This window comes from Pectobacterium polonicum (assembly GCF_005497185.1).
GTDB classification, from domain to species: Bacteria; Pseudomonadota; Gammaproteobacteria; order Enterobacterales; family Enterobacteriaceae; genus Pectobacterium; species Pectobacterium polonicum.
Genome location: NZ_RJTN01000011.1, coordinates 136,115 through 148,617, shown reverse-complemented (window position 1 = coordinate 148,617; position 12,503 = coordinate 136,115). Strand labels below are relative to the sequence as shown.

The 12,503-nt window shown below is 53.4% G+C and carries 13 protein-coding genes; 6 read left to right on the top strand and 7 right to left on the bottom strand.

The window, feature by feature from the left end; genetic code table 11:
• Positions 1 to 16: 16 nt before the first annotated feature.
• The 5 genes from EDI29_RS13130 to radC form a co-directional block, all read right to left on the bottom strand.
• Positions 17 to 1,042, bottom strand: a complete 1,026-nt coding sequence (locus EDI29_RS13130; protein ID WP_137741232.1) for an IS630 family transposase — start codon at positions 1,040 to 1,042, stop codon at positions 17 to 19.
• Positions 1,043 to 1,106: 64 nt separating this feature from the next.
• On the bottom strand, positions 1,107 to 1,916 hold the full coding sequence (gene mutM, locus EDI29_RS13125) for a bifunctional DNA-formamidopyrimidine glycosylase/DNA-(apurinic or apyrimidinic site) lyase (RefSeq protein WP_137741231.1): 810 nt from the start codon (positions 1,914 to 1,916) through the stop codon (positions 1,107 to 1,109).
• A 220-nt stretch (positions 1,917 to 2,136) separates the two neighbouring features.
• Complete coding sequence (gene rpmG / locus EDI29_RS13120; protein ID WP_002208990.1) at positions 2,137 to 2,304, bottom strand: 50S ribosomal protein L33; 168 nt, start codon at positions 2,302 to 2,304, stop codon at positions 2,137 to 2,139.
• A gap of 11 nt (positions 2,305 to 2,315) precedes the next feature.
• Positions 2,316 to 2,552, bottom strand: a complete 237-nt coding sequence (gene rpmB / locus EDI29_RS13115) for a 50S ribosomal protein L28 (RefSeq protein ID WP_005967968.1) — start codon at positions 2,550 to 2,552, stop codon at positions 2,316 to 2,318.
• A 237-nt stretch (positions 2,553 to 2,789) separates the two neighbouring features.
• Positions 2,790 to 3,455 (bottom strand): RadC family protein, encoded by a 666-nt coding sequence (gene radC / locus EDI29_RS13110; RefSeq protein WP_137741230.1) that lies wholly within the window; start codon positions 3,453 to 3,455, stop codon positions 2,790 to 2,792.
• 182 nt (positions 3,456 to 3,637) lie between these two features.
• On the opposite strand from radC, the gene coaBC reads away from it, so the two are divergent.
• From coaBC to slmA, 3 genes are all read left to right on the top strand, one after another.
• Complete coding sequence (coaBC, locus tag EDI29_RS13105) at positions 3,638 to 4,885, top strand: bifunctional phosphopantothenoylcysteine decarboxylase/phosphopantothenate--cysteine ligase CoaBC (protein ID WP_395303173.1); 1,248 nt, start codon at positions 3,638 to 3,640, stop codon at positions 4,883 to 4,885.
• Positions 4,863 to 5,321, top strand: a complete 459-nt coding sequence (gene dut / locus EDI29_RS13100) for a dUTP diphosphatase (RefSeq protein WP_005967975.1) — start codon at positions 4,863 to 4,865, stop codon at positions 5,319 to 5,321. Before coaBC ends, dut begins: the two co-directional genes overlap by 23 nt.
• A 125-nt stretch (positions 5,322 to 5,446) precedes the next feature.
• Positions 5,447 to 6,043 (top strand): nucleoid occlusion factor SlmA, encoded by a 597-nt coding sequence (gene slmA / locus EDI29_RS13095; RefSeq protein WP_005967978.1) that lies wholly within the window; start codon positions 5,447 to 5,449, stop codon positions 6,041 to 6,043.
• A gap of 64 nt (positions 6,044 to 6,107) precedes the next feature.
• Here the strand turns inward: slmA and pyrE are convergent, their stop codons facing one another.
• The gene (gene pyrE, locus EDI29_RS13090) at positions 6,108 to 6,749 is read right to left on the bottom strand and encodes an orotate phosphoribosyltransferase (RefSeq protein ID WP_137741229.1); all 642 of its coding nucleotides are present in this window, start codon (positions 6,747 to 6,749) and stop codon (positions 6,108 to 6,110) included.
• Positions 6,750 to 6,805: 56 nt separating this feature from the next.
• Positions 6,806 to 7,522 carry a ribonuclease PH gene (rph, locus tag EDI29_RS13085; protein WP_005967981.1) on the bottom strand — a complete coding sequence of 239 codons (717 nt, stop codon included), beginning with the start codon at positions 7,520 to 7,522 and terminating at the stop codon, positions 6,806 to 6,808.
• Between the two features lie 443 nt (positions 7,523 to 7,965).
• Between rph and ycjG the strand changes: the two genes are divergently transcribed.
• The 3 genes from ycjG (at position 7,966) to EDI29_RS13070 (ending at position 12,490) form a co-directional block, all read left to right on the top strand.
• Positions 7,966 to 8,931: an L-Ala-D/L-Glu epimerase gene (ycjG, locus tag EDI29_RS13080; protein WP_193555663.1), complete on the top strand. Its 966-nt coding sequence runs from the start codon at positions 7,966 to 7,968 to the stop codon at positions 8,929 to 8,931.
• Positions 8,932 to 8,975: 44 nt separating this feature from the next.
• Positions 8,976 to 10,847 carry an ABC transporter ATP-binding protein gene (locus EDI29_RS13075; protein ID WP_137741227.1) on the top strand — a complete coding sequence of 624 codons (1,872 nt, stop codon included), beginning with the start codon at positions 8,976 to 8,978 and terminating at the stop codon, positions 10,845 to 10,847.
• A 101-nt stretch (positions 10,848 to 10,948) separates the two neighbouring features.
• The gene (locus EDI29_RS13070) at positions 10,949 to 12,490 is read left to right on the top strand and encodes a glutathione ABC transporter substrate-binding protein (RefSeq protein ID WP_137741226.1); all 1,542 of its coding nucleotides are present in this window, start codon (positions 10,949 to 10,951) and stop codon (positions 12,488 to 12,490) included.
• The last annotated feature ends 13 nt before the right edge of the window (positions 12,491 to 12,503 follow it).

Here is a 12,503-nt window from a genome sequence, read left to right as displayed (position 1 = left end):
ATATACCCAATAAACCTCAAGATGCAGGTTTGAGCACCTGAAAGCGATCGTGAATTCTGGATGTCAGCGAGTCCGCTATTTCTGGCAGCGTGGTTGAGAAAAAATTGAATATTGCATTCCTAAAGTCGTGCGTGTTTTCAAAATAGCGATTATTCCGAGCATGCTCGTTCATCACTTTCCATAAGCGCTCTATCGCATTCAGATTCGGACTGTAAGGCGGTAAATAGTGAAGGTCTATATTCACGACAAAAGCCCAGTCTTTAATCAATTGGGTTCGGTGATAACCCGCTCCGTCCAGTATCACATGGATTTTCTGCCGATAATCGGGGTAACGTTTACGTATCTCAATGAAAAAAAGAGCAATATTGTAGTCATTAATCGTTTTGTAATCGTGAATAACTGTGCGGCTGATATCGCTCAGATTTAGTGCACCCAGTATATTCAGACGGGTTCGGCTTCCCGTTGTTTTCACTGACTTTTTATGTCCTTTTCGTATCCATCCATAACTGAGCTTTGTCGCCTGTGTCGGATGCACTGCATCGATAAACAGAATCGGTTCATTACCTGCCGTTTTCTTTAAATTTTCATAATATTCAATGAACTGCTTCTGTTTTTGCTCACTGAATTTATGGGGTATACCCGCTGGTTTTTTGTAAGTGAAACCCTGACGGTGCAGCCACTTGTTCATGCCGGGGATACTGAACCGGATTGCCCAGCGCAGTTCAACATAAGCCACGATATCGCGAGTATGATGGAACAGATGCAGAGATAACTGACTGATGAGGCTTGTAGTTTGAGTGGCGCTGAGCATGCTGTTAGAGCCGCCGTTTTCAGGCTTGAGTTTGCGGGTGTTGACGTAATCGTTGATATGTTGGTTTACCGTCGTTTCGTGCAGACGCAGAGCCTGCGCAATCATCGCAGAAGTCCAGCCTTCTGAGGCAAGAAGGACGGCTTTAATGCGGTCACGAACACGACCATCACGAGTGGTGTCATGAAGGTGCTCAAGTTCGGCTTTCTGTTCGTCGGTAATAAATATCTTCATAGTGGATGAGCTTGATCTTCTCGTCACATAAAATCAAGCATCTTCAATGATCACGGGTATAATATTAATGCTGACATCGGCGGCAAAAGAATGTGCTGCGCTGTCCATGCTTTGCGCTTTCTATCGGCGTTCCGCACGTCCGACAAGGTTCACCGTTGCGGCCATAGACTCGCAGCTCCTGCGCGAAATAACCGGGTTTGCCATCTGATTGCAAAAAGTCACGCAGCGTCGTGCCACCCTGCTCAATCGAAAGCTGTAGCACCTGTTTAATCACACGAACCAATACGGCTGCATCGTTTTCATTTAACGATCCAGCCGTTCTGTCAGGATGGATACCCGCAGCAAACAGCGATTCGCTCGCGTAAATATTGCCTACGCCAACGACCACTTTGTTATCCATAATCCACTGTTTGATCGCCGTTTTTTTATTTCGTGAAGCCTGATAGAGATAATCTGCGGAGAACTCTGCCTCTAATGGCTCCGGCCCTAGATGTGCCAAGACCGAGCAGGTTTCTAGATTATCCGTCCACAGCCAGGCACCAAAACGCCGGGGATCGGTGTAACGCAGCACTTTACCGCTGTCCATCACCAAATCAACATGATCGTGCTTTTCCGGTTCGGTATATTCCGGCAATACTCGCAGGCTGCCAGACATACCAAGATGCACGATAATCCAGCCACGCGTGAGCTCAATCAGCAGGTATTTTGCCCGTCGACGCACGCTTAGCACTGGCTCATCGCTCAGTGAGAGAACCTCAGCCGATACTGGCCAGCGCAGGCGCGTATTCCTCACCTCTGCATAAAGGATGGTATGACCAACGAGATAGGGTGAAATGCCCCGACGACTGGTTTCAACCTCAGGTAATTCAGGCATGCACGTCTCCTGATGAAGGTGGCTACATTAGCATAAACAGCAGGATACCATCTGTGATGGCCCCCAAGACAGAGGGATACGGCGGGAAACAACGCTATCGCCGACATATTTTACCCACAGCGATTAAAACAAATCAGTTAAGACAAATCGACACGTGCCTGACAGACAACTGCCGAAAAAAAACCCAGCCTTGGCTGGGTTTTTCATAAAGGAGCAAAAATTACTTAATTTTAGCTTCTTTGTAGAGAACGTGCTGACGGACAACTGGATCGAATTTCTTCAGTTCCAATTTTTCCGGCTTAGTACGTTTGTTCTTCGTAGTGGTATAGAAGTGACCAGTACCAGCAGAAGAAACAAGCTTGATCTTCTCGCGAACACCCTTAGCCATGATTCAGTTCCTTAATACTTTTCACCACGGGCACGCAGATCGGCCAAAACCGTCTCAATACCCTTCTTATCAATAACACGCATACCTTTAGCAGATACACGCAGTGTTACAAAGCGCTTCTCGCCTTCAACCCAAAAACGGTGTGAATGCAGGTTCGGCAGAAAACGGCGTTTGGTCGCATTCAGTGCGTGGGAACGGTTGTTCCCGGCCACCGGACGCTTGCCAGTAACTTGGCAGACTCGGGACATGTCTATTCTCCAAAAATCAAATCAGCTCGAGCTTCGTATAGGGTTTGGCCGCCTCGTCAGGCTTTAGAGCCCATCTCAGCAACTTCACTGAAAAGACTCTGTCATCAGGATAAACCTGCTGAGATAGGCTCTTAACGCCACACCCAAGATTCTCAAAGGTGGCGTAGTATACGCTCTGAAGCGTAAGTGCTCAAGTCCCGAACAGCTAAAGATCCCATTGGATCGCGGAAATATCTGTTAAATCCAACCACGCTCGGCAAAAGAAACGTATTCGCCATGCCCAATCACTAAATGATCGAGCACGCGGATCTCCATTAACAGGCACGCTTTGACAATCTGTTCGGTTATCGCACGGTCAGCCTGACTCGGCTCCGCTTTTCCCGACGGGTGATTATGCGCCAAAATCAGCGCGGCGGCATTCGCCTTTAGCGCTTCACGCACAATTTCACGCGGGTGTACTTCCACGCTGTTAATCGTACCAACAAACATCTCCTGATGGCGAATAACATGGTGTTGATTATCCAAAAACAGGACTAAAAAAACCTCGCGCTCACGTCGCGACAGTAGCAACTGTAAATATTGACCGGTTGCTTCCGGGTTTAGCATGGCGTCCTCTTTCGCCAAACGAGAGAAAAACAACCGCCGCGACAACTCTGCTACCGCCTTAAGCTGCGTATACTTTGATATGCCTACGCCTCTGGCGCTATGAAACGCAGATTGTTCGGCCGTCATCAGTTGATATAACGACCCAAACTGCGCCAATAAACTCTCGGCCAACTGCATCACATGCACACCGGGTAGCCCTGTGCGTAAAAAAATCGCCAGCAATTCCGCATCCGTCAGCGATTCCGCCCCTAAACGCACCAGTTTTTCACGCGGTGCCAATCCCTTTTCCCACGCCATCAGCCTCTCCCTGTACCGATCGACGGCATCATGTCACACCCGTAAAAACAGGACGATGCCTGCGATAAAAGGCTGCGAGGCGCCTCGCAATCTTCTTAGGGAAACATAGCAACAGCCTTAAGATTCTTATCTAACCGCAAGGTTATGGTAAAATAGCGGCTCTTCTGACTTTCAATCGGACCATGATGATGACGGAATTTTCCAGCCTGAATGCACTCTCCGGCAAACGAATCGTGCTGGGTATCAGTGGCGGCATCGCTGCGTACAAGTGCCCGGAACTGGTACGGCGTCTGCGCGATGGCGGAGCCGACGTGCGGGTTGTCATGACATCTGCCGCTAAAGCTTTCATCACACCACTGACGCTGCAAGCCGTCTCTGGCTATCCCGTATCAGACGACCTGCTCGACCCCGCCGCGGAAGCCTCAATGGGTCACATCGAGTTAGGGAAATGGGCTGATTTAGTCATTCTCGCTCCTGCCACCGCTGACCTGATCGCCCGCGTCGCCGCTGGCATGGCGAACGACCTATTGACCACCCTTTGTCTGGCGACATCCGCCTCTATCGCCGTTGTCCCGGCAATGAATCAGCAGATGTATCGCGCAGAGCCCACGCAGGACAACCTGCGCACGCTGGCCGCTCGCGGTTTACCGATTTGGGGGCCAGATAGCGGCAGTCAGGCATGTGGTGACGTTGGGCCAGGCCGCATGATCGACCCACTGGAGATTGTCGGGTTAGCACAACGTCATTTTTCTGCCATCAACGATCTGCAACATCTGAATATTCTGGTCACCGCCGGGCCGACGAGAGAAGCACTGGACCCAGTTCGCTTTATCACCAATCACAGCTCCGGGAAAATGGGCTTTGCTATCGCGCAGGCTGCGGCAGCCCGTGGCGCGAATGTCACACTGGTAAGCGGCCCGGTTTCGCTCGCCACGCCACAGGGCGTCACACGTATTGATGTCGGCAGCGCGCTGGAGATGGCGCACGCGGTGATGGCACACGCGGCTCAGCAGCACATTGTTATCGGCTGCGCTGCGGTTGCCGACTATCGTGCCAAACATATCGCCGATGAGAAGATCAAAAAACAGAATCAGCAGGGCGATGAAATGACTCTCACTCTGGTCAAAAATCCAGATATTATCGCCGGTGTCGCAGCCATGACGGAAAATCGTCCTTATGTTGTCGGGTTTGCTGCCGAAACCCAGAATGTGGAAGAATACGCCCGGCAGAAACTGGCGCGTAAAAAATTGGACCTGATTTGCGCGAACAACGTCTCTCTTTCCGGGCATGGTTTTAACAGTGAAACCAATGCGTTACATCTTTTCTGGCAAGATGGAGACACATCGTTGCCGCAGTGCGACAAGCGTCTTCTTGGCCAAAAATTAATCGATGAGATTATCAGCCGTTATGATGAAAAAAATCGACGTTAAGATTGTTGACCCACGTGTTGGGCAGCAATTCCCGTTACCAACCTATGCTACTCCGGGTTCTGCCGGGCTCGATCTGCGTGCCTGTCTGGATCAGGCCATTGAGCTCAAAGCAGGGGAAACGACCCTGATTCCAACTGGGCTGGCGATTCACATTGCCGATACCGGACTGGCGGCGGTGATCCTTCCTCGCTCTGGACTGGGCCACAAGCACGGCGTAGTGCTGGGGAACCTGGTGGGGCTGATCGATTCAGACTATCAAGGGCAACTAATGGTTTCCGTCTGGAATCGTGGTCAACAATCGTTTACGGTTGAACCGGGCGAACGCATCGCGCAGATGGTTTTTGTGCCCGTCGTTCAGGCTGAATTTAATCTGGTCGAAGATTTCGTCGGCAGCGAACGTGGAGAAGGCGGCTTCGGCCACTCCGGCCGTAGCTAACGCGCTCCAGCCACCCTATAGTGTAAAAAATTCATATAAGCCACAGCGCCCATCCAACAGGAAATGGCGACTGTGGCGCTAACGGGTGCTTGTCAGTCAAATATTTAGCAAGGGTCTTTTCAGACATGGCAGAAAAAGAAAATACGAAAAGGAATCGCCGCGAGGAAATTTTGCAGGCGCTGGCGCAGATGCTGGAATCCAGCGACGGCAGCCAACGCATCACCACGGCAAAACTCGCTGCGAACGTCGGCGTGTCCGAAGCGGCACTCTACCGGCATTTCCCCAGTAAAACGCGGATGTTTGATAGCCTGATTGAATTTATTGAGGATAGCCTGACCACCCGCATTAACCTGATTCTGCAAGACGAAAAGGAAACGTTTAATCGTCTTCGTCTGATTTTGCTGCTGATTTTAGGGTTTGCGGAACGGAATCCAGGTCTGACTCGCATCATGACGGGTCATGCGCTGATGTTTGAACAAGATCGCTTACAGGGGCGAATTAACCAGCTGTTTGAACGTATTGAATCGCAACTGCGTCAGGTATTGCGCGAGCATAAACTACGTGATGGCAAAGGTTTTCAACATGATGAAACGCTACTGGCTAGCCAGCTGTTAGCGTTTTGCGAAGGGATGCTGTCGCGCTTTATTCGCTCTGAATTCCGCTATCGTCCGACGCAGGAATTCGATACCCGCTGGCCGCTGTTGGCGGCACAGTTGAACTAAACGCCGCTCTTAGATATTAAAACCCGCCAGATATTCTCTTCTGGCGGGTTGCTGACTCACTACGTTAAATCCCGTACTGCTCACGATAGGCTTTTACCGCATCCAGATGCGCCGCCATCTCTGGTTTTTCCGCCAGATAAGCGATCAAATCCGTCAGCGTAATAATCGAAATCACCTTGCACTGGTAGTCGCGTTCCACTTCCTGAATCGCAGACAAATCAGCACGACCGCGTTCCTGACGATCCAATGCAATCATCACACCCGCCAGCGTCGCGCCGTGCGCACCGATGATCTCCATCGACTCGCGAATCGCCGTACCCGCCGTGATCACATCGTCCACCAGCATCACGCGCCCCTGTAATGGACTGCCGACCAGGCTGCCGCCCTCGCCATGGTCTTTAGCTTCTTTGCGATTAAAGCAGTAAGGCAGGTCACGATCGTGGTGTTCTGCCAGCGCTACCGCTGCGGTGGTGGCAATAGGAATACCTTTGTAAGCCGGCCCAAACAGCAGATCGAACTCCACACCGGAATCAACTAACGCTTCGGCATAAAAACGCCCCAGTAAGGCCAGATCGCGCCCGGTATTAAACAGCCCGGCGTTAAAGAAATAGGGACTAATACGCCCGGATTTCAGCGTAAACTCGCCGAACTTCAATACCTGCTTGCTGAGTGCAAACTCAATAAACTGGCGCTGGTAGGCTTTCATGCTGCATCTCCTCGTCTTCAAATATAAAAAAAGCGACCAATTGGTCGCTTTAAAAATCAATCGATTAAGGCAGCTTTTTGCGCCTGAACGATGGTATCGATTCCCCCTCGGGCGAGCGCCAGCAGGGTGAGCAATTCTTCGTGGCTGAACGGCTCGCCTTCGGCCGTCCCCTGTACTTCAACCATACGGCCATCTTCAGTCATGACCACATTCATGTCGGTTTCAGCAGCAGAATCTTCCACGTATTCCAAATCGCACAGCGCTTCGCCGTTAACGATGCCGACGGAAACTGCTGCGACCATGCCTTTCATCGGGTTCTTTTTCAGCTTGCCGTTGGCAACCATCTGGTTCAACGCATCTGCCAACGCCACGCAGGCACCGGTGATGGACGCTGTACGCGTGCCGCCATCTGCCTGCAACACATCACAGTCGAGCGTAATGGTATATTCGCCAAGCACTTTCAGGTCGATAGCCGCGCGTAGGGAACGTGCGATCAAGCGCTGAATCTCCAGCGTCCGTCCGCCCTGCTTGCCTTTGGCGGCTTCACGCGCGTTACGGCTGTGCGTCGCACGCGGCAACATACCGTATTCGGCAGTGACCCATCCTTGCCCCTGGCCTTTCAGAAAGCGCGGAACACCCTCTTCTACCGTAGCATTGCATAACACTTTGGTGTCGCCAAACTCGACCAAAACGGAACCTTCGGCGTGCTTCGTGTAATGACGGGTGAATGTAAGGGGGCGTACTTGCTGTGCACTTCGGCCTGTTGGGCGCATGGCTCATCTCCGGCGGGTCAATGAAAACTGGCGCGCATTATACACTAAATAATTCGAGTTGCAGGAAGATGGCAACCGTACGAGTCCTCAGGAGCTTACAAAAGTAAGTGACTGGGGTGACAAATCTGTCGGGAGCAGATTTGAACGCTGTTTGCAGCGGCCCTTCAGGGCGAGGCCCACGACGGGCCGAGTATTTAAGGGAAGCCGACGCACATGCAGCTTGAAGTATGACGGGTATATACGGTCTTCGCGGCGCGCTGCCTAATCTTACCCTGCGCCAGTACCGATAAATTTGCAAGATTAGCGGTTAATTCTCCACCAGCCATACCTTATCCTTATGGTATAACCTGAGGTTATACCCTACTCATAAACAAGTATTCGTCAGTGATGATGCATCATGAAATAGTCCGTTCATCCCTTGAGCGTGAATGAGAAAAATCATGATGCGGCATATGCACATTGAAACCGTCAATCTGCCACTGGCCCGCCCCATCACGGCCGATAACGGCACGCGTCATGTGGTCACCGTTATCCGCGTCTCGCTGGAAGAAAAAGGATTTATTGGCCAAGGCGAATGCACGCCTGCCGCCTATTATGGCGAATCTGCCGACAGCGTATGCCGCCAACTTTCTGCGATCCGTGAGGCGGTAGAAAACGGCCTGACCATCGAACAGCTCCAGAAAGACTTATCACCGGGTGCGGCCAGAAATGCGCTGGACTGTGCGCTATGGCGGCTCAACACCGCATTGAAAAAACAGACGCTGTGGCAGCACCTCGACATTCATCCACCGGCATCCGTGGTCTGTGCGCAAACGTTGGCGCTCAACAGCGTGGAAAAAATGGCCGCAGCTGCCTCAAATGCGGTTTCCCACGGCGCACTGCTGCTGAAAATCAAGCTGGATCGTGAACTGATTCTGGAGCGGATTGCCGCCATTCGTGCCGCTGCGCCCAACGCCAGATTGATTATCGACGCGAGAGCAAGCTGGAGCGGGCTGGATTTACACAGCCTATCCCAGGCTCTGCTGCCTTATCAGGTTGCGATGATCGAACAACCGCTTCCTGTCGGCAAGGACGAGGATTTGCAGCGCTTTGCCCATCCGATTCCCATCTGCGCAGATGAAAGCTGCCGCCACAGCGGTGACATCGTCGGACTGCGCCGTCGTTATGACATGATCAACATCAAGCTGGATAAGTGTGGCGGACTGACCGAGGCGCTGGCAATGGTACGTGAGGCGAGATTCCACGGCCTGCGCATTATGGTCGGCTGCATGCTGGGTTCATCAATGGCAATGGAAGCCGCGTTGCCGATTGCGGCAGACGCCGAACATGTCGATCTTGACGGCCCTATCTGGCTGGCAGCCGACAGCTCGCCTTATCTGACTTATAACCTTGGCCGAATCTGGCTATGACGCTCTCAACCGAAGCAACCCTAAAACCACCAACCGGAGTGACCATGACGGATATCATGCACGCGGGTGCCGCCACAGCACCCGGTAACGCCCCCAGACCTGTACTGGAAATCGACGATCTGAGCGTCAGCTTTAGCGGCCGTTCCGGCACGCATCAGGCGCTAAAAGGCATTTCCTTTACCGTGAATAAAGGGGAAGTGGTCGCCGTGGTCGGTGAAAGTGGCTCAGGCAAGTCCGTGACGTCACTTACCGTGATGGGGCTGCTGGCGGATTCTGCCAACATCGAACGCGGCGCGATCCGTTTCACCGCACGCGACGGCCAACAACATGACCTGCTGAGCATGAAAGCAGAAGCACGCCGTAAGCTGCGCGGTCGCGATCTCGCCATGATTTTCCAGGAACCGATGACCTCACTCAATCCGGTGCTGAAAGTCGGCGATCAGCTTACCGAAGCCCTGCTCGATCACAAAATCTGTGATGCCGCCAGTGCAGACAAAAAAGCCCGTGAACTGCTGCGCAAGGTGCGCATTGCAGACGTCGATCGCGTGATGAAAAGCTACCCGCACTCGCTGTCCGGCGGGATGCGCCAGCGCGTGATGATTGCACAGGCATTGGCCTGCGATCCGCAGCTGTTGATAGCGGATGAACCGACCACCGCATTGGATGTCACCGTGCAGGCACGCATTCTGCAAATCCTGCGCGACCTGCAACAGCAGAGCGACATGGCGGTATTGTTTATTACCCACGATATGGGCGTAGTCGCAGAAATCGCTGACCGCGTCGTAGTGATGTATCGCGGCGAAATCGTAGAGCAAGGCACAGTCGAACAGATTTTCGCTGCACCGCAACACCCATACACCCAATCGTTGCTGGCCGCCGTCCCCAAACTGGGCGACATGCGCGATAGCCTGTGGCCAAAACGTTTCCCACTGTTGGGACAGGCTAGCGACCCAGACAATATTGAACAGGTCACCGCCCGCTATGATGCCGAGCCGCTGTTAGATATTCGCGGGCTGCGCGTTTATTACCCCATACGCAGCGGGATTTTATCTACAGTGACCCACCACGTTCACGCGGTAGAGCAGATCGATTTCAACGTCTGGCCGGGCGAAACGCTGGCGATCGTCGGCGAAAGCGGCTGCGGCAAATCGACGACCGGACGTGCCCTACTGCGTCTGGTACAGAGCGAGGCCGAAAGCATTCATTTTCAGGGCAACGAAATTTCCCAGATGAAAGAGCGTGATTTCCAGCCGCTGCGCCGGGAAATGCAAATGGTGTTTCAAGACCCGTATGCCTCGCTCAACCCGCGCCTGACGGTCGGTTTCACCATCGCCGAACCGCTGCTGCTGCACGGGCTGGTGAAATCACTGGAAGAGGCGACGCCGCAGGTGCAGGCGCTGTTGAAAAGCGTCGGCCTGCTGCCTGAGCACGCACGTCGTTACCCGCACGAATTTTCCGGCGGGCAGCGCCAGCGTATCGCGATCGCTCGTGCGATGGCGTTGCAACCGCAGGTCATCATTGCTGACGAAGCCGTCTCGGCGCTCGATGTGTCAATTCAGGCGCAGGTCGTCAACCTGATGATGGATCTCCAGAAGAAAACCGGCGTGTCGTGGATTTTCATCTCGCACGATATGGCCGTCGTCGAGCGCATCGCCAACCGCGTCGCGGTGATGTACCTCGGCCAGATTGTGGAAATCGGCCCGCGCCAGTCGGTGTTTAACGATCCGCAGCATCCGTATACCCGCCGCCTGTTGGCTTCGGTCCCGATTGCCGATCCAACCCGTCGCGGCACACGCCAGTTTGACGACAGCGAAATCCCCTCGCCCTTGCGTAAAGCAGGCGAGGCCGTCGCCAAAACGCGCTACCGCGAGGTTGCGCCGCAGCACTGGGTCGCCGACAACGAATCGGCAGCCTGAAACACGACGTCATGACAAGAAAATAGCCACAAAAAATAGCCACAAAACACAACGTATTAATAAAACACAACACACGTTCATTGCTGACCAGGAGAGAAACCATGAAGCCATTCGTTCGCCGCTCTGCCGTTGCCCTCGGGCTCTCACTGTGTCTGGCGGCTGTTGCCCAGGCGCAAGACCTCCGTATTTCCATCTATGCCGATATCACCGGGCTTGACCCGCACGACACCTCGGACACGCTGAGCTACTCCATTCAGAGCGGCATCTTCGAGCGTCTGTTCCAATTCGATAACAAAATGAAGCTGGTGCCACGTCTGGCGACGGGCTACACCAGCAACGACACCGCCACCGAGTTCGTCGTGACGCTGCGCGAAGGCATCACCTTCCAGGATGGCGCGCCGTTCAACGCCGACGCCGTTAAAGCCAACCTCGACCGTCTGGCGGATCAGAGCAAAGGCTTAAAGCGCAACAGCCTGTTTAACATGGTGCAAACCGTCACCGTGCTGTCGCCCACGCAGGTCAAAATCGAGCTGAACAAATCCTTCGGTGCCTTTGTGAACACGCTGGCGCACCCGTCTGCCGTGATGCACAGCCCGGAAGCGTTGAAGAAATATCCAGATGAAGCACAGCTGCGCGTGCACCCAGTCGGGACTGGCCCGTTCACGTTCACCGAATGGCAGCAGGGTAAAGACGTGAAACTGGTGAAATTCGACAACTACTGGCAGAAAGGCTGGCCGAAAGTCGATAGCGTGACCTTCTACCCGACGCCAGAAGATTCCACCCGCGTAGCATCACTGAAATCTGGTCAGGTCGATGCGGTGTATCCGCTGCCTTCCGACCTGATCGGCACCGTACAAAGCGACAGCAAGCTGGCGATTCAGCGCGACCCAAGTATTTATCAATTCTGGCTGGCGATGAACAACCTGCGCCCACCGTTGAATGATATCCGCGTGCGTCAGGCACTCAACTACGCTATCAACCGCGATATCTGGCTGAAAGTGGGCTTTGCTGGCATGGGCGTTCCAGCGTCCTCTGCGATGGCACCGGACGTGCAGTTCTTCGCACGCCAAAGCTCGCCGAACTACACCTATAACCCAGAAAAAGCCAAGGCACTGTTGAAAGAAGCGGGCTACGCCAACGGCCTAAGCCTGAAACTGTGGACGACGAACCGCACCGACTACATCCGTAGCGCACAGTTCTTCAAACAGCAGTTAGAGCAGGTTGGCGTCAAAGTCACCGTCACCCCGATGGACTCCGGGATGCGTAACGCCAAACTGTTCGGCGTGAAAGACCCGAAAGAAGCCGAATTTGACCTGTTCTACAACGGCTGGTCACCTTCTACCGGTGATGCTGACTGGGCGCTGCGTCCACTGTTTGCGACAGAATCCTGGGTGCCAGTGGCTTACAACGTCTCCTACTACAGCAATCCGGTCACAGATAAAGCGATTACTGCTGGGTTAGCGACTGCCGATGCAGACAAACGTGCCGCCGCTTACGCTGATGCACAGCGCCAGATTTGGCAGGATGCACCGGTGGTATTCCTGGGTTCACCAGACAACGTTGTCGGTAAAACCAAGAACCTTGACGGCGTGTACATGCTGGCGGATGGCTCGCTGATCTTCGATCAGGCTGAATTTAAGTAATCGGTCAGGGAGA